The organism is Actinosynnema sp. CA-299493, from assembly GCF_050946825.1.
In the GTDB taxonomy this organism is placed as follows: Bacteria; Actinomycetota; Actinomycetes; order Mycobacteriales; family Pseudonocardiaceae; genus Actinosynnema.
Genome location: NZ_CP191993.1, coordinates 7,867,864 through 7,884,179, shown reverse-complemented (window position 1 = coordinate 7,884,179; position 16,316 = coordinate 7,867,864). Strand labels below are relative to the sequence as shown.

Here is a 16,316-nt window from a genome sequence, read left to right as displayed (position 1 = left end):
ACGCCATGGCTGCACTGCACGACCGGCCGCCGTCGGTCATCGCGGTGGCCACCGCCGTCGCGGGCGCGTTGATCGCGCTCGTGCTGGGCCTGCTGACGTTCGGCGTCCAGGCGACGGTCCACCCGGACGGGGTGCCGCTCGCGGTCGCCGTCGGGGCCGACGCGCCACCGCAGCTGCACGGCGTCGCCGACAAGCTGGCCGCCGACGACGTGGCGGAAGTCTCGTGGCGGGTGACGACTCCCGACGAGGCGCGGGACCTGCTGTCCCGCCAAGAGGTCTACGGGGTGCTCGAACTCGCGCCCGGCGGCGCGACCGTGCTGCTGTCCGGCGCGGTGAACCCGTCCGGCACGCAGGTCGCCCAGCAGGTGCTCGGCGGCGTGGTCCGGGGCGCCGGGTTGGAGGCGGAGGTCGTCACGCTCGACCCGGCGTCGGCCGCCGGTCGCACGGCGCCGCTGGCCGCGAGCGCGCTGCTGTGGATCGCCGGTCTGGTCGCCGGCGCGGCGTTCACGCTGGTGGCGCGCAAGGCGACCTCGGTGGGCCGGCTGGCGGGCGTCGCCACCACGACCGTGCTCGGCGTCGTCGTGGTCGCGGGCCTCTTCACGCTGTGGGACTCGTCCCTGCCGCTCACCGCGGCCGTGCTCGGCTACCTCGCCCTGGTCGGGGCCGCGTTCGCGCTGGTCCAGGGCGCGCTGCTGAGGCTGCTCGGCATCCGCGCGATGGCCGTGCTCGGCCCGCTGTACCTGATCGCGCCCGCCGTCGCGGGCCAGGTGCCGGAGCTGATCGACCCCGTCTACCGGGCCCTGCTGTGGTCGTGGACCCCGTTCCGCTTCTCCACCGAGGGCCTGCGCGCCCTGCTGCACGGCGGGTCGCCGAACCCGGCCCAGGTCTGGGTGTTCGTCGCGCTCGCCGTCGTCGGCCTGGCCGTGCTCCTGCTACCCGGCCAGAAAGGTCAGCCGGACCTTGCGGACGGGGTTGTCGACGTTGGTGTCGACGAGGCAGACCGACTGCCAGGTGCCGAGCGCCAGCACACCGCTTAGCACCGGGATCGTCGCGTAGGGCGGCACGAGCGCGGGGAGCACGTGGTCACGGCCGTGACCGGGCGATCCGTGCCGGTGCCGCCACCGCCCGTCGGCGGGCAGCAGCTCGCGCAACGCGGTCAGCAGGTCGTCGTCGCTGCCCGCGCCGGTCTCCAGCACCGCCAGGCCCGCGGTCGCGTGCGGCACCCAGACGTGCAGCAGCCCGTCGCCGTCCACGTCGGCCAGGAAGTCCTCGCAGGCGCGGGTGAGGTCGTGGACGACCTCGGTCGAGCCGGTGCGGATCTCGATCTCTTCGCTGCGCATGCCTCCAGAGCCTAAATCGCGGTGCGCCACCGCCGCTCGTTCGGGCACCATGCCACTCGTGATCCACACCGCGATCGTCACCGGGGCCAACCAGGGCATCGGGGCCGCGACCGCCAAGGCGCTCGCGGCCCGGGGCGTCAACGTCCTCATCACGTTCCTGCGCTTCGCGCCCGCGCCGGACCCGAGCCTGCCGGGCGAGTACTTCACCGCCCGCGAGTCGGACGCGGCGGACGTGGTCGCCGCCATCACCGAGGCGGGCGGCAGGGCCCACGCGCTGGAGGTCGACCTCACCGACACGCTCGCGCCCACCACGCTCTTCGACACCGCGGAACGGGTCTTCGGCCCGGTCGACATCCTGGTCAACAACGCCTCCAGCTGGGTGCAGGACACGTTCCTCGCCGTGGACACCGACCAGTTCGGCCGCGTCCTGCAAGCCGTCACGCCCCAGACGTTCGACGCGCAGTTCGCCGTGGACGCCCGCGCGGGCGCGCTGCTGATCGCCGAGTTCGCCCGCCGGCACATCGCGCGCGGCGGCGACTGGGGCCGCATCGTCGGCCTGACCTCCGGCGGCCCGCTCGGCTTCCCCAGCGAGGTCACCTACGGCGCGGCGAAGGCGGCGCTGGACAACTACGCCATGTCGGCGGCGGCCGAGCTCTGGCCGCACGGCATCACGTCCAACGTCGTCAAACCGGGCGTCACCGACACCGGCTGGGTCAACGACGCGGTGCGCGCCCGGCACGACGTCTCCCGGCCCGAGGACGTGGCCGACGTGGTCGCGTTCCTCTGCTCGGACGCCGCGGCCAAGGTGACGAAGAACGTCATCACGCTGCACTAACCCTCATTACCCGCTGGTAACATAGCCGCCGTGAAGGCATCCCGACTGCGCCGCGGCATGAACCTGTGGCCACCGTTCCTGTTCGCCGGCATCCGCGTGGTCGAACTGTCCGACGACTACCGCCACGCCAAGGTCCGGATGCGGATGCACTGGTGGAACCGCAACTACGTGGGCACGCACTTCGGCGGCTCGCTGTTCGCGATGACCGACCCGTTCTGGATGCTGCTCGTGCTGCACCACCTCGGCCGCGAGCACCTGGTGTGGGACCGGGCGGGCGAGATCGACTTCGTCAGGCCGGGCCGCGGCACCGTCCACGCCGAGTTCCACCTGACCGACGAGCACCTGGACGAACTGCGCGCCGTGGCCGGGACCGACGGCAAGGCCCTGATGTGGTTCTCCACCGACGTGGTGGACGCCACCGGCGAGGTCGTCGCCCGCACCCGCAAGCAGGTCTACGCCCGCCGCAAGAACCGCAATCCGGTGGACGGCGGGGTCGCCGAGACCGTGTGATCACCCCATGCGCTCAGCCTTCGGCACGACCTTCGACGTCCCCCTCGGTTACCTCAACACCGCCAGCATCGGCGTCCCGCCGACGCCCACCGCCACCGCCGTCGCGGACGCCGTGCGCCGGTGGTCGGTCGGCGCGGACGGCCCGGGCGCGGCCGACGAGCACGCGACCACGGCGCGCGAGGCGTTCGGCCGACTGGTCGGCGTGCCGGCCGACCGCGTCGCGATGGGCGCGTCGGCGTCCCAGCTCGTCTCCCTCGTCGCCGCCGGTCTGCCGGCCGACACCTCGGTCCTCGTCGCGCGCGGCGAGTTCACCAGCCTCACGTTCCCCTTCGCCGCCCGCGGCTTGCGGGTCACCGAAGTCGATCTGGAGGACGTCGTCGCCCACGCGGGGGCGCACGACCTCGTCGCGGTCAGCGTCGTCCAGTCCGCCGACGGCCGCGTGGTCGACCTGGACGGGCTGCGCGCGACCGGCGTGCCGGTCCTGCTGGACGCCTCCCAGGCGGTCGGCTGGCTGCCGCTCGACCTGGGGTGGGCCGACTGGGTCGTGGCCGTCGGCTACAAGTTCCTGATGTCACCGCGCGGCTGCGCCTGGCTGGCGTGCTCGCCCTCGGCGCTGGAGCGCACGGTGCCCGTCGCGGCCAACTGGTTCGCCGGCGACGACCCCTGGAACACCGTGTACGGCCTCCCGCTGCGCCTCGCCCCCGACGCCCGCCGCCTCGACCTCTCCCCGGTCTGGCTGTCCCAGTTCGGCGCCGCCGTCTCGCTCCCGTACCTCGCCTCGCTGGACCTGGCGGTGGTCCGCGACCACGCCGTGGCCCTGGCCGACGCCCTGCTCACCGGCCTCGGCCTGCCCCCGCGCGGCACGGTGATCGTCTCCCTGGACCTCCCCGGCGCGGCCGACCGGCTGGCGACGGCCGGCGTGCGGTCCGGCATCCGCGCCGGACGCGTCCGGCTGGCTTTCCACCTGTACAACACCGTCGAGGACGTCGACCAGGTGCTCACAGCGCTCGCGTGACCCTCTTCCGTTACCGTGGGTCTTTGTGTCGGTTCCTCCCGAATCACCCGAAGAGGTGACGCAGCAGATCCCGCCCATCCGGTCGTCCGACACCGCGCCACTGTGGCGGTCGGAGATCGGGCAGCTGGACTCGCTGCTGGGCCCACCTCCGCCCCCGCCGCGCCGCGGGCCCGCCGCTCCCGCGGCCCACCCGCGACGCGGACTCGTGCTGAAGGGCCTGGGCCTGCTGGGCGTGGCCGTGGTGTCCGGCCTGGTGTGGCTGGTCGTGATGCCGAAGGACACCCCGACCGGCACGCCGACCACCACGTCCGCGCCGTCGGGCGAGTTCTCCTTCGCCGCGTCGCCGGACGTGCCGGAACCGCTGAAGGACAGCGACTGCGCGTCCCACGCGTACGGGCAGACCAAGACGTTCCTGACCAGCACGCCGTGCCAGCAGCTCACCCGCGGTCTGTACACGACGGTCACCCCTGACGGGGTGAAGGTCTACACGTCCGTGTCGATCGTCCGGATGAAGACGACCGAGGACGCCGCCAAGCTGAAGGACCTGACCAGCCGCGACGGCACCGGCAACGTCAACGACCTGGTCAAGGACGGCGCGGTGCGCGTGCCGAACCTCACCACCCTGGCCAACGGCGGCTTCGCCGCCCGCCTGGAGGGCCAGGACGTGATCATCATCGAGTCGGACTCCGTCAAGCACGGCCCCGACGCGACCGCGCACAACCAGCTGATGAAGCGGATCAGCAACGACGCCTTCCGCCTCGCCGCCGACCTCGACGCCTGACCGGGGCGCGCCCGCCGACGTCAGCCGACCCCCGCGCCGGGGAACGCGATCGACGTCGGCGTCAGCCCCGCCACCTTCCGCCACCGCGTCGCCCGCACCGCGGACACCGTCAACGCGTCCAGGGCCGACGTCCGCAACGCCCCGTCGTCGGTCCGCTCCAGCACCCCGCGCCAGGCCACGCACGCATCGGTCTCCACCGCGACCAACGCCGCGATGGCCGACGCCGCGCTGTCCACCGGCTGAGGCGGCAGGTACGCCGCCGCCGGGGGCACGGGCGTCGCGCCGGCGTCGCGCAACCACCGCTCCGCCACGTCCCGCCGCGCCCGGTGCGCGTTCGCGCCGTCCGCCACCGCCGCCGACTGCTGCGGCACCGAGATGAACGCGCTGACCAGCCCGTACGTCCACACCGCCGCGTGCTCCGCCGCCAGTGCCACCTGCACCGCTTCCACGCTCACGACAGCGCCTCCAGCAAGCTCGCGCACCCGGCCGCCACCGAGGCGACCAACCCCACCCGGTGCGACTCCACCGTCGCCACCAGGTCGCCCGCCTGCTTCTGCGCCGCCTGCAACGCCGGCGCCAGCGCCTCCCGCGTCGCCCCCGCCGGGGGCGCCACCGAGGCCGAGGCGGACGCCGACGGCGCCGCCGAGCCCGGAACGCGCGGCGTCGCCCGGTCGACCTCCGTCTGCAACCGCGTCGCGTGCTCGGTCCGCGCCGCGGCCGTCTCCAGTGCTCCGACCGCCGTGGCCAGCGCGGCGTCCGACAGCGCCGCCTTCACCAACTCCGCCAGCGGGTCCGGTGGCGGGGGAGGGGGAGGGGGTGTGGTGCACGCGACTGCCAACGGCGCCGTGGCCGTCGCCAGCAGCACCGCGCGCCTGCTGAACGCCGTTCTTCCGATCACGTGTCCCGATCCTGCCAGAGCCGCGCCGCCCCCAGTGGTCCCCGGCCCACCCGCCCCCGGACGCGTCGCCCGTGGCACGTGGAGGGCCGCCGAACCAGATAGTCTGGGCGACCACGGCCGGCGAAGTGCAGCGTCGGTCGGGGTTGCCGTGCCCTCTGCACTCGAAGAGAACTTGGAGTCACCACGTGTCCAGCCCGCCGCGCGGAGAACTCGCCGCGCAGCTAGCACCCGTCGTGCGGGAAGCGGTCGAGGCGATCGGCTTCGACCTCGAGCTGCTCGACGTGAACCAGGCTGGGCGTCGCAGGCTGGTCAAGGTGGTCGTGGACGGCGACGACGGGATCGGGTTGGACGAGGTGGCGCAGGCCAGTCGCGCCGTCTCCGCCGCCCTCGACGCCAACGAGCACCTGATCGCCGGGCCGTACACGCTCGAGGTCACCTCGCCCGGCGCGGACCGCCCGCTCACCGGGCCCCGCCACTGGAAGCGCAACCGGCTGCGCCTGGTGAAGGTCAAGCAGCCGGAGCAGGTCGAGTGGTTCGGCCGCGTCGGCGACGCCGACGACACCGGCGTCGTGCTGCTGGTCAAGGGCGAGCTGCGCCGCGTCGAGTACCGGACGATCGAGCGCGCCGTCGTCGAAGTCGAGTTCAAGCAGCCGCCGGTCGAAGAGCTCGCGCTCCTCGAGGGCAAGCACCTGAAGGAGGAGTCGGAGTGAACGTCGACATCGCCGCTCTAAGGGCGATCGAACGGGACAAGGACATCCCCTTCGACACCGTTCTCGAAGCCATCGAGACGGCCTTGCTGACCGCTTACAAGCACACCGAGGGCCACCACTCGCACTCACGCGTCGAGATCGACCGCAAGACCGGCGTGGTGCGCGTGCTCGCGCAGGACCTGAACCCGGACGGCACCGTGGCCGAGGAGTGGGACGACACCCCCGAGGGGTTCGGCCGCATCGCCGCCACCACCGCCCGCCAGGTCATCCTCCAGCGCCTGCGCGACGCCGAGCACGAGCGCACCTTCGGCGAGTTCTCGGCCAAGGAGGGCGAGATCATCGCGGGCGTCGTGCAGCGCGACGCCCGCGCCAACGCCCGCGGCATGGTCGTGGTCCAGATCGGCGACACCGAGGGCGTGCTGCCGCCCGCCGAGCAGGTGCCCGGCGAGTCCTACGAGCACGGCTCGCGGCTCAAGTGCTACGTCGTGGGCGTGTCCCGCGGCTCGCGCGGCCCGCAGATCACCCTTTCGCGCACGCACCCGAACCTGGTGCGCAGGCTGTTCGCGCTCGAGGTGCCTGAGATCGCCGACGGCACCGTGGAGATCCCCGCGGTGGCACGTGAGGCAGGTCACCGTTCGAAGATCGCGGTCCGCACGTCGGTGTCCGGCGTCAACGCCAAGGGCGCGTGCATCGGGCCGATGGGCGCCCGGGTGCGCAACGTCATGAGCGAGCTGGCCGGTGAGAAGATCGACATCATCGACCACTCCGACGACCCGGCGACGTTCGTCGGGAATGCCTTGTCACCGGCGAAGGTTGTGTCTGTGCGGGTGCTCGACGAGCGCGCCAAGACGGCACGGGTCGTGGTCCCGGACTTCCAGCTCTCCCTCGCCATCGGCAAGGAGGGCCAGAACGCCCGGTTGGCCGCCCGGCTCACCGGTTGGCGCATCGACATCCGCAGTGATGCGGAGGCCGGCGGGGCCGCTCCGGCGGGCGCATCGGCATCCGGTTCGGCTGAATAGGCAACAGGGGATAGACTTCTCAGTGGTTCAACGTCGGGGATCGGATCTCACGCACATCGGCCCGGTTCGTACGTGCATCGGATGCCGCGCTCGGACGTTGCCCTCCGAGCTGCTGCGCGTGGTGGTCGTGGGCGGGACTGTGGTCCCGGACACACGTCGACGGTTGCCCGGTAGGGGAGCATGGCTGCACCCCGATCCGGACTGCCTCCGCAACGCCGAGAAGCGACGGGCGTTCCCCAGGGCCTTCAAGGTCCAGGGACCGCTCGACGTGGAACGCGTGCGCGGTCATCTCGAGCAGTATGGGCAGGAGGTCGCGGGATCGCCCCGTGACCAGCAGGAAGCAAGGAAGCAGGTCGACCCGTCATGAGTCAGCCGTGAAGCTGAAGACATGAACGCGCGACGTTAAGACGAGGTCGACGGGACTTGCCCGCCGGCCTCCCTCACAGAGGAGTGCAGTGGCAGGTAAGGCCCGCGTGCACGAGCTCGCCAAAGAGCTCGGAGTCACGAGTAAAGAACTGCTCACGAAGCTCGCCGACCAGGGCGAGTACGTGAAGTCCGCGTCCAGCACCGTCGAGGCCCCGGTGGCCCGACGTCTCCGTGACGCCTACGCCAAGGGCGAGTCCAAGCCCAAGTCCGCGGGCGCCCGTCCGGCGCCGCCGAAGCCCGCTCCCACGAGCGCGGCCTCGGGCGAGACCAAGAGCGAGACCCCGCGCCCGCCGGCCCCCGCCGGCAAGCCGGGTCCGCGTCCGGTGCCCGGCCCCAAGCCGATGGCGCCCAAGCCGGTGGCCAAGCCCGCCGCTCCGGCTCCCGCCGCCCCGGCCGCCCCCGCCGCGCAGCCCGAGGCCCCGGCCCCGGCCGCCGCAGCGGCTCCGACGCCCGTCCAGGCGCCCAGGCAGCAGCCGGCCGCCGCACCCGTGCAGCAGCCCCAGCAGCCTCAGCAGGCGCCCCAGCAGGCGCCGCGGACCAGTGGCCCCGGCCCTCGTCCCGGCCCTCGCGCACCGCAGCAGCAGCCCGCTGCGGCGCAGAGCACTCCCCCGTCCGTGGTCCCGCCGCGCCCGCAGGCCCCCAAGCCCGCCGGCCCGCGGCCCCCGCGTCCGGGCAACAACCCGTTCGGCGTGGGCGGTGGCGCTCCGGCGCCGCGTCCGCAGGCCCCGCGCCCGGCCGCGCCGGGTGGCGGCGAGCGCCCGTCCGGTCCCAAGCCCGGTGACTCGCGCCCGGCAGGCCCCCGTCCGGGTGGCTCCGGTGGCGGTCCCGGCGGTCCCCGGCCCAACCCCGGCAACATGCCGCCTCGGCCGAACCCGGGCATGATGCCCGGTCGTCCGGCCCCCCGCCCCGGTGGCGGTGGCGGCGGCGGTCGTGGCCCCGGCGGTCCCGGTGGCGGCGGCGGTGGCCGCGGTCCTGGTGGCGGCGGCGGTCGTCCCGGTGGCGGCGGTGGCGCCGGTGGCGGCTTCCGTCCCGGTGGTGGCGCCGGTGGCGGTGCCGGTGGCGGCTTCCGCCCTGGTGGCGGCGGTGGCGGTGGCGGTGGCTTCCGTCCCGGCGGTGCCGGTGGCGGCGGCGGTGGCGCACCGGCCGGTGGTGGCGGCGGTTTCCGCGGTCGTCCCGGTGGCCCGGGTGGTCGCGGTGGCGCCGCGGGCGCCTTCGGCCGTCCCGGTGGTCCGGCGCGTCGTGGCCGCAAGTCGAAGCGGCAGAAGCGCCAGGAGTACATGGACAACATGCAGGCGCCGTCGGTCGGTGGCGTCCGCCTGCCCAAGGGCAACGGCGAGACGATCCGCCTGCCGCGTGGCGCCTCGCTGACCGACTTCGCCGACAAGATCAACGCCAACCCGGCCTCGCTGGTGCAGGTGTTGTTCCACCTCGGCGAGATGGTCACCGCGACGCAGTCCGTCTCCGACGAGATCCTGGAGCTGCTCGGCTCCGAGATGAACTACAACGTGCAGGTCGTGTCCCCTGAGGAAGAGGACCGCGAGCTGCTGGGGACGTTCGACATCACCTACGGCGACGACGCCGGCGGCGAGGAGGACCTCCAGATCCGCCCGCCGGTCGTGACCGTCATGGGTCACGTCGACCACGGCAAGACGCGCCTGTTGGACACCATCCGCACGGCGAAGGTGGCCGAGGGCGAGGCGGGTGGCATCACCCAGCACATCGGCGCCTACCAGGTGAACACGGAGCTCGAGGGCAACGAGCGACTGATCACCTTCATCGACACCCCGGGTCACGAGGCGTTCACCGCCATGCGTGCGCGTGGTGCGAACTCGACCGACATCGCGGTCATCGTGGTGGCGGCCGACGACGGCGTGATGCCGCAGACGGTGGAGGCGATCAACCACGCCCAGGCGGCGAACGCGCCGATCGTGGTCGCGGTGAACAAGATCGACAAGGAGGGGGCCAACCCCGCCAAGATCCGCCAGCAGCTCACCGAGTACGGGCTGGTCGCCGAGGAGTATGGCGGCGAGACCATGTTCGTCGACATCTCGGCGAAGCAGGGCATCAACATCGACGGCCTGCTGGAAGCGATCCTGCTGACCGCCGACGCGTCGCTCGACCTCCGGGCCAACCCGGAGATGGAGGCGCAGGGCGTCGCCATCGAGGCGCACCTGGACCGCGGTCGCGGTCCGGTGGCCACGGTGCTGGTGCAGCGCGGTTCGCTCCGCGTCGGTGACTCGATCGTGGCGGGCGCCGCCTACGGTCGCGTGCGCCGCATGGTCGACGAGCACGGCGTGGACGTCACGGTGGCGACGCCGTCGCGTCCGGTGCAGGTCATCGGCCTCACCTCGGTGCCCGGCGCGGGTGACACGTTCCTCGTGGTCGAGGAGGACCGGGTGGCCCGGCAGATCGCCGAGCGCCGCCAGGCCCGCAACCGCAACGCGATGAACGCCGCGAAGCGCAAGCGCGTCAGCCTGGAGGACCTGGACGCCGCGCTGAAGGAGATGAGCGCCCTCACCTTGATCATCAAGGGCGACAACTCGGGTACCGTCGAGGCCCTCGAGGACGCGCTGATGAAGATCGAGGTCGGCGACGACGTCGAGCTGCGGGTCATCCACCGCGGTGTCGGTGGCATCACCGAAGGCGACATCAACCTCGCCGTCGCGGGTAACGCCATCGTCCTGGGCTTCAACGTCCGGGCCGAGGGCAAGGCCACCGAACTCGCCAACCGCGAGGGCGTGGACGTCCGCTACTACACGGTGATCTACCAGGCGATCGACGAGATCGAGCAGGCCCTGAAGGGCATGCTCAAGCCGGAGTACGAAGAGGTCCAGCTGGGACGCGCGGAAGTCCGCGACGTCTTCAAGTCCTCCAAGGTCGGCACGATCGCGGGTTGCCTCGTGATGTCGGGCGAGATCCGGCGCAACGCCCGGGCCCGCCTGCTGCGCGACAACAACGTCGTGCAGGAGAACCTGCCGATCAGCTCGCTGCGCCGGTTCAAGGACGACGCGACCGAGGTCCGCGAGGGCTTCGAGTGCGGTCTGACGCTCGGCAACTACAGCGACCTGAAGGTCGGCGACGTCATCGAGACGTTCGAGATGCGCGAGAAGCCGCGCGCCTGATCGTCTTCAGCCAGGTGCGGGGCCGTCGTGACCGGCGGCCCCGCACCCCTGGACACCCCGTGGTGATCATCTGTGTTCGTCGGTGCCCTTGAGTTGGACGTGCTGCTCGGCGACGTGCACTCGTTGAAGCAGAAGCGGTCCGTGGTGAAGCCGATCGTGGCCGAGCTGCGCCGCAGGTTCGAGGTCTCGGTCGCCGAGGCGGGCCACCTCGACCTGCACCGCCGTGCCCTCATCGGAGTGGCGGCCGTCGCCGCCGACGCCGAGCATGTGAGGGACGTGATGGCCGCCTGCGAGCGGCTGGTGGCCGGACGGCCCGAAGTGGAACTTCTCTCCGCCCGCCACAGGTTAGTCGGGCCGGAGGACGACTAGCAGGCGTCGCCGATCAGGCGACGAATCGCAACGACAGGAGGGGAGCGCCGTGGCCGACCAGGCACGGGCTCGCAAGCTGGCCAAGCGGATCTCGCAGATCGTCGCTTCCGCGTTGGAGCACGAGGTGAAGGACCCGCGGCTGGCTCGCGTCACCATCACGGACACGAGGGTGACCGGCGACCTGCACGACGCGACGATCTACTACACCGTGCTCGGCGAGAAGCTGGACTCCGAGCCGGACCTCGCGGGGGCCGCCGCGGCGCTGGAGAAGGCCAAGGGCGTGCTGCGCACCATGGTCGGCCAGCAGACCGGTGTCCGGTTCACGCCGACCCTGACGTTCGTCACCGACAACGTGCCCGCCGAGGCGCGTCGGATGGACGAGCTGCTGGCGAAGGCGCGCGAGCTGGACGCGGAGGTGGCGCGCATCGCGCACGGCGCGGAGCCCGCGGGCGAGCCCGACCCGTACAAGCCTCCGCGCGAGGCCGGGGACGCCGACTAGCGTTCTCGCCGTGCACAACGATCCGAGCTTGAACGACGCGAGCGCGTCCGGGGACGACGTGAGCGCGGACCTCGCCGAGGCCGCTCGCGTCCTGTCCACCGCCACCGACGTGACGCTGCTGGCGCACGTGAACCCCGACGCGGACGCGTTGGGCAGCGCGTTGGCGCTGGGGCTGGCCCTGCACCGCCGGGGCGTGTCGGTCCGGGTGTCGTTCGGCGCGCCGGCCGAGGTGCCGGAGACGCTGCGGGACCTGGACGTGGCCGGGCTGCTGGTGCCCGCGTCCGCCGTGCCCGCCGCGCCGCCGGTGCTGGTCGCGTTGGACACGGGCAGTGTCGGGCGGCTCGGTCCGTTGGCCGATCGGGTGTCCACCGCCGGTGTGGTCGTGGTGCTGGACCACCACGTGTCGAACCCGAGGTTCGGGCACGTGAACGTGGTGGACGACCGGGCCGAGGCGACCGCGCTCGTGGTGCTGCGGCTGCTGGACGTGCTGGGCGTGGAGCTGGACGAGCCGGTGGCCCGGTGCGTGTACGCGGGTCTGGTGACGGACACGCGGTCGTTCCGGCACGCGTCGGCGACGACGCACGAGGTGGCCGCCCGGCTGCTCGCGGCCGGGGTGGACGCCGAGGCCGTGGCCCGGCCGTTGATGGATTCTCACCCGTTCGGGTACCTGGGCATGTTGGCGAAGGTGCTGAGCCGGGCGCGCCTGGAGCGCGACGCGGCGGGTGGGCTGGGGTTCGTGCACGCCGTCGTGACGTTGGAGGACGCCTCCGGGCTGCGGCCCGAGGAGGTGGAGAGCGTGGTCGACCTGGTGCGCACCACGGCCGAGGCCGAGGTGGCGGCGGTGCTGAAGGAGCTGCGGCCGTCGTCGTGGTCGGTGTCGTTGCGCGCGGTGAGCGCGGTGGACGTGCGGGAGGTGGCGCAGCTGCTCGGCGGCGGTGGCCACCGGTTGGCCGCGGGCTTCACCGCCGCCGGCCCGGCCGACGAGGTGCTGGCGAACCTGCGTGCGGCCCTGGAGACCGTGACCGCGCGGTCCTGAGCGTTGAACTCGGGTGTCCCGAACGTAGGACACGCGTGTCCTGAACGTAGGACTCTCGGGCCTTGAACGTAGGACTCGCGCGGTCCGGAGGTTGGGGGGGATCAGGTGGAGGAGCGGGTTCCGGCGCGGCGGGTGGTCGGGTTGGCCGCGCCCGCGCTGGTGGTGTTGGCGGCCGAGCCGCTGTACGTGCTGGTGGACACCGCGGTCGTCGGGCACCTCGGCGCGCTGCCGCTGGCCGGGCTCGCCGTGGGCGGCGTGCTGTTCACGCAGGTCGCGACCCAGTTGACGTTCCTCTCCTACGGCACGACGGCGCGCACGGCGCGGTTGTTCGGCGCCGGGCGGCGGCGCGAGGCGGTCGAGGAGGGCGTGCAGGCGACGTGGCTCGCGCTGGCCGTCGGCGTGCTGGTGATCGTGCTCGGGCAGCTGCTGGCCGGTCCCGCCGCCCGGTTGCTCGGCGGCGGCGGCGAAGTGGCCGACAACGCCGTCGCGTGGCTGCGGATCGCGTTGTTCGGCGCGCCGTTCGTGCTGGTCACGATGGCCGGCAACGGCTGGATGCGCGGCGTGCAGGACACCCGCAGACCGCTGCGGTACGTGCTGGTCGGCAACGCCATCTCGGCCGTGCTGTGCCCGGTCCTGGTGCACGGCGCGCACTGGGGCCTGGAGGGCTCGGCGGTCGCGAACGTGATCGCGCAGGTGCTCTCGGCCGGGCTGTTCGGCAAGGCGCTGCGCGCGGAACGGGTGAGCCTGCGGCCCGACCGGCGCCGCATGAAGGCCCAGCTGGGCCTCGGCCGGGACCTCGTCCTGCGCAGCCTCGCGTTCCAGGCGTGCTTCCTGTCCGCCGCGTCGGTGGCCGCGCGCACGTCGGTCGGCGCGGTCGGCGCGCACCAGGTGGTGTTGCAGCTGTGGACGTTCCTCGCGCTCGTGCTGGACTCGCTGGCGATCGCCGCGCAGTCGATCGTGGGCGCGGCGCTCGGCGCGGAACGCCGTGAGCAGGCCCGCCGGTTCGCCTGGCAGGTGACCGGGTACGGGCTGTGGTTCGGCGTGCTGCTCGGCGCCCTGTTCGCGGCGCTGTCCGGCCCGCTGCCGCAGGTGTTCACCACCGACCGGGCCGTGCTGGACGAGATCCCGCACGCCTGGTGGTTCTTCGTGGGCTTGCAGCCGATCGCGGGCGTGGTGTTCGCGCTGGACGGCGTGCTGCTCGGCGCGGGCGACGCGGCGTTCCTGCGCACCGCGACGCTGGCGTCGGCCGCGCTCGGGTTCCTGCCGCTGGTGTGGGCGTCCTACGCGTTCGGCTGGGGGCTGGTCGGGATCTGGAGCGGCCTGTCGGCGTTCATGGTGCTGCGGCTGGTGCTGGTGCTGATCCGGACGAAATCGGGGGAGTGGGCGCGCGTCGGCACCACGTGGTGACCCGGTGACCAGGCGTGATGTGGTGCTCGGCACCCTCCGGAATCGTTAACAACAGGCAACTGTTTCTCGATACTGGGAGTGCCGCCGCACGGAAGCCTAGGAGATCCGCCTTGCCGGTCGATCGCGCCACGGGACAAGCGTGGCTGATCTGGTCAACCGCCGTCCTCGTCTACGTCGCCGCCCTGTTCCACCGGACCTCGCTCGGCGTGGCCGGCCTGGAGGCGGGTGACCGCTTCGCCGTGGGGCCCGCCGCGCTCGGCACGTTCACCGTGCTCCAGATCGGCCTCTACGCGCTGATGCAGATCCCCACCGGCCTGCTGGTGGACCGCTTCGGCCCGCGCCGCGTGCTGACCGCCGCCGCCCTGCTCATGGGCGTCGGCCAGACCCTGTTCGCCCTCGCCGACTCCTACCCGCTCGGCCTGGCCGCGCGGGCGGTGCTCGGCGTCGGCGACGCCATGACGTGGGTCAGCGTGCTGCGCCTGGCCGCCGCGCACTTCCCGCCCCGCCGGTTCACCCTGGTCATGACGCTGTCGGCGGCGCTGGGCGGCGCCGGCAACCTGGTCGCGACCGTGCCCCTGACGCTGCTGCTGGACAACGCGGGCTGGACGGTGACGTTCCTGGTCGCGGGCCTGGCCACGGCGGCGTACGCGGCGGTGGTCGGGTGGCGCGTGCGGGAGGTGCCCGACGGCGTGCCGCCGCCCGTGGTCGAGCCGACGCCGCTGCGCGCGGTGGGCGCGAAGGTGCGGGACGCGTGGCGCGAGCCGAGCACCCGCCTCGGGTTCTGGGTGCACTTCACGTCGATGTCCGCGCCCGCCGTGCTCGGCCTGCTGTGGGGCTTCCCGTACCTGGTCGAGGCGCAGGGCCTGTCGCGGCCGTCGGCGTCGGCGGTGCTGAGCACGCTGGTGCTGGTGGCGATCGTGACCGGGCCGGTGATGGGCACCGTGATCGGCGGCCGGCCGGAGTGGCGGATGCCGATCGTCGGCTCCTACCTGGCCGCGGCCGTGCTGTGCTGGGCCGTGCTGCTGGGCTGGCCGGGCGGCGTGCTGCCGGCGCCCGCGCTGTACGCGGTGTTCGCGGTGCTGGCCCTGGGCAACCCGGCGTCCGGCGTGGCGTTCGCGCTGGTCCGCGACTACAACCCGCTGCACCGGGTGAGCACGGCGACCGGCGTGGCCAACGTCGGCGGGTTCGCCGCGATCACGTTCACCGCCCTGGCCGTCGGCGTGCTGCTGGACGTGGTCGAGCCGGTGCTCCCGGCGCCGCAGGCGTACCGGGTCGCGTTCTCGTCCGTGGTGGCGGTGCTGCTGGTGGGCCTGTGGCGCACGGTGGTGTGGTGGCGTCGGGCGCGCACCGCGGTGTTCGCCGCCGAGGACCGCGGCGAGTCCGTGCCCGTGCAGTTGCGCCGCCGTCGGTGGGACGTGCTCGTGGAGGCTTAGGATCCTCGTCCGTGTCCGCATCTTCTCGTCCTCCTGTCCCGCCCGGCCTCGTCGTGATCGACAAGTCCGACGGCATGACCTCCCACGACGTGGTGGCCAAGGTCCGCCGCATCCTCGGCACCCGCAAGGTCGGGCACGCGGGCACGCTCGACCCGATGGCCACCGGCGTGCTCGTGCTCGGCATCGAGCGGGCCACCAAGCTGCTCGGCCACCTGGCGCTGGACAGCAAGGCGTACCTGTCGACGATCCGCCTCGGCTCCTCCACCACGACCGACGACGCCGAGGGCGAGGTGCTGTCCACGGCCGACGCGTCCGAAGTGGACGAGGACGCGATCCGGGCCGGCGTGGCGAGGTTGACCGGCCCGATCGAGCAGGTGCCCAGCGCGGTGAGCGCGGTGAAGATCGACGGCAAGCGCGCCTACGCGCGGGTCCGCGCCGGTGAGGTGGTGGAGATCCCGGCGCGCCCGGTGACCGTGCACCGCTTCGACGTGCTGTCGATCCGCCGCGAGGGCGAGGGCGTCACCGAGCTGGACGTGATGGTGGAGTGCTCGTCCGGCACCTACGTGCGCGCGCTGGCCCGTGACCTCGGCGCGGACCTCGGCGTCGGCGGCCACCTGGCGGCCCTGCGCCGCACCCGCGTCGGCCCGTTCGACCTGCGCGTGGCCAAGACCCTGGAGCAGCTGGAGAGCGCGCCGGGCCTGTCCCTGGACCTGGACTCCGCGGTGGCCACCGCGTTCCCCCGCCGGGAGATCGCGCCGCGCGAGGCTGTCGCCCTCTCGCACGGCCAGCGCCTGGCCGCGGGTGGGCTGGACGGCACGTACGGCGTCTTCGGACCGGACGGCCACGTGGTGGCGCTGGCGAAGGACGAGGGACCGATCACCAAACCGTTGGTGGTACTCACCCCGATCGGATGAGG

General features: G+C 73.1%; 18 protein-coding genes. 15 read left to right on the top strand and 3 right to left on the bottom strand.

What is annotated here, in order from left to right:
• Positions 1-5 precede the first annotated feature (5 nt).
• Entirely contained in the window at positions 6-1,037 is a 1,032-nt protein-coding gene (locus ACQPYE_RS33460) for a YhgE/Pip domain-containing protein (RefSeq protein ID WP_498717090.1), read from the top strand.
• Here the strand turns inward: ACQPYE_RS33460 and ACQPYE_RS33455 are convergent.
• Positions 933-1,340: a YjbQ family protein gene (locus tag ACQPYE_RS33455; protein ID WP_498717089.1), complete on the bottom strand. Its 408-nt coding sequence runs from the start codon at positions 1,338-1,340 to the stop codon at positions 933-935. The genes ACQPYE_RS33460 and ACQPYE_RS33455 overlap by 105 nt on opposite strands.
• A 58-nt stretch (positions 1,341-1,398) precedes the next feature.
• On the opposite strand from ACQPYE_RS33455, the gene ACQPYE_RS33450 reads away from it, so the two are divergent.
• Genes ACQPYE_RS33450 through ACQPYE_RS33435 form a run of 4 tightly spaced genes read left to right on the top strand, consistent with a single transcriptional unit; the run spans position 1,399 to position 4,481 of the window.
• Positions 1,399-2,175: an SDR family NAD(P)-dependent oxidoreductase gene (locus ACQPYE_RS33450; RefSeq protein ID WP_498717088.1), complete on the top strand. Its 777-nt coding sequence runs from the start codon at positions 1,399-1,401 to the stop codon at positions 2,173-2,175.
• A gap of 30 nt (positions 2,176-2,205) precedes the next feature.
• A complete protein-coding gene (locus ACQPYE_RS33445) occupies positions 2,206-2,685 on the top strand; it encodes a DUF4442 domain-containing protein (protein WP_498717087.1) in 480 nt (159 codons plus the stop codon).
• 7 nt (positions 2,686-2,692) lie between these two features.
• The gene (locus ACQPYE_RS33440) at positions 2,693-3,700 is read left to right on the top strand and encodes an aminotransferase class V-fold PLP-dependent enzyme (RefSeq protein ID WP_498717086.1); all 1,008 of its coding nucleotides are present in this window, start codon (positions 2,693-2,695) and stop codon (positions 3,698-3,700) included.
• Between the two features lie 25 nt (positions 3,701-3,725).
• Positions 3,726-4,481 (top strand): hypothetical protein, encoded by a 756-nt coding sequence (locus tag ACQPYE_RS33435; protein ID WP_498717085.1) that lies wholly within the window; start codon positions 3,726-3,728, stop codon positions 4,479-4,481.
• Between the two features lie 20 nt (positions 4,482-4,501).
• Here ACQPYE_RS33435 and ACQPYE_RS33430 read toward each other — a convergent pair whose 3' ends face one another.
• Both ACQPYE_RS33430 and ACQPYE_RS33425 read right to left on the bottom strand, forming a co-directional pair.
• A complete protein-coding gene (locus ACQPYE_RS33430) occupies positions 4,502-4,936 on the bottom strand; it encodes a ferritin-like domain-containing protein (protein WP_498717084.1) in 435 nt (144 codons plus the stop codon).
• Positions 4,933-5,379, bottom strand: coding sequence for a hypothetical protein (locus ACQPYE_RS33425; protein ID WP_498717083.1), 447 nt, complete (start codon positions 5,377-5,379; stop codon positions 4,933-4,935). Before ACQPYE_RS33425 ends, ACQPYE_RS33430 begins: the two co-directional genes overlap by 4 nt.
• A 185-nt stretch (positions 5,380-5,564) precedes the next feature.
• Here ACQPYE_RS33425 and rimP point away from each other — a divergent pair, with 185 nt between their 5' ends.
• The 10 genes from rimP (at position 5,565) to truB (ending at position 16,314) form a co-directional block, all read left to right on the top strand.
• Positions 5,565-6,089, top strand: coding sequence for a ribosome maturation factor RimP (rimP, locus tag ACQPYE_RS33420; RefSeq protein WP_498717082.1), 525 nt, complete (start codon positions 5,565-5,567; stop codon positions 6,087-6,089).
• Positions 6,086-7,108, top strand: a complete 1,023-nt coding sequence (nusA, locus tag ACQPYE_RS33415) for a transcription termination factor NusA (protein WP_498717081.1) — start codon at positions 6,086-6,088, stop codon at positions 7,106-7,108. The genes rimP and nusA overlap by 4 nt, the downstream gene beginning before the upstream one ends.
• Positions 7,050-7,475: a YlxR family protein gene (locus tag ACQPYE_RS33410; protein WP_498717080.1), complete on the top strand. Its 426-nt coding sequence runs from the start codon at positions 7,050-7,052 to the stop codon at positions 7,473-7,475. Before nusA ends, ACQPYE_RS33410 begins: the two co-directional genes overlap by 59 nt.
• Positions 7,476-7,563: 88 nt before the next feature.
• On the top strand, positions 7,564-10,656 hold the full coding sequence (infB, locus tag ACQPYE_RS33405; protein WP_498717079.1) for a translation initiation factor IF-2: 3,093 nt from the start codon (positions 7,564-7,566) through the stop codon (positions 10,654-10,656).
• 72 nt (positions 10,657-10,728) lie between these two features.
• Positions 10,729-11,025 carry a DUF503 domain-containing protein gene (locus ACQPYE_RS33400; protein WP_498717078.1) on the top strand — a complete coding sequence of 99 codons (297 nt, stop codon included), beginning with the start codon at positions 10,729-10,731 and terminating at the stop codon, positions 11,023-11,025.
• 49 nt (positions 11,026-11,074) lie between these two features.
• Positions 11,075-11,524 carry a 30S ribosome-binding factor RbfA gene (gene rbfA / locus ACQPYE_RS33395; protein WP_498717077.1) on the top strand — a complete coding sequence of 150 codons (450 nt, stop codon included), beginning with the start codon at positions 11,075-11,077 and terminating at the stop codon, positions 11,522-11,524.
• Between the two features lie 10 nt (positions 11,525-11,534).
• On the top strand, positions 11,535-12,560 hold the full coding sequence (locus ACQPYE_RS33390) for a DHH family phosphoesterase (protein ID WP_498717076.1): 1,026 nt from the start codon (positions 11,535-11,537) through the stop codon (positions 12,558-12,560).
• Between the two features lie 105 nt (positions 12,561-12,665).
• Positions 12,666-13,967 carry an MATE family efflux transporter gene (locus ACQPYE_RS33385; RefSeq protein ID WP_498717075.1) on the top strand — a complete coding sequence of 434 codons (1,302 nt, stop codon included), beginning with the start codon at positions 12,666-12,668 and terminating at the stop codon, positions 13,965-13,967.
• A 110-nt stretch (positions 13,968-14,077) separates the two neighbouring features.
• The gene (locus ACQPYE_RS33380; RefSeq protein ID WP_498717074.1) at positions 14,078-15,400 is read left to right on the top strand and encodes an MFS transporter; all 1,323 of its coding nucleotides are present in this window, start codon (positions 14,078-14,080) and stop codon (positions 15,398-15,400) included.
• An 11-nt stretch (positions 15,401-15,411) separates the two neighbouring features.
• On the top strand, positions 15,412-16,314 hold the full coding sequence (gene truB, locus ACQPYE_RS33375) for a tRNA pseudouridine(55) synthase TruB (protein WP_498717073.1): 903 nt from the start codon (positions 15,412-15,414) through the stop codon (positions 16,312-16,314).
• The last annotated feature ends 2 nt before the right edge of the window (positions 16,315-16,316 follow it).

Excerpts from the sequence above, each read along its gene's own strand:
- ACQPYE_RS33460 (WP_498717090.1), top strand. The coding sequence starts at position 6 with ATGGCTGCACTGCACGACCGGCCGCCGTCGGTCATCGCGGTGGCCACC.
- ACQPYE_RS33455 (WP_498717089.1), bottom strand. The coding sequence starts at position 1,340 with ATGCGCAGCGAAGAGATCGAGATCCGCACCGGCTCGACCGAGGTCGTC.
- ACQPYE_RS33440 (WP_498717086.1), top strand. The coding sequence starts at position 2,693 with ATGCGCTCAGCCTTCGGCACGACCTTCGACGTCCCCCTCGGTTACCTC.
- ACQPYE_RS33410 (WP_498717080.1), top strand. The coding sequence starts at position 7,050 with ATGCGGAGGCCGGCGGGGCCGCTCCGGCGGGCGCATCGGCATCCGGTT.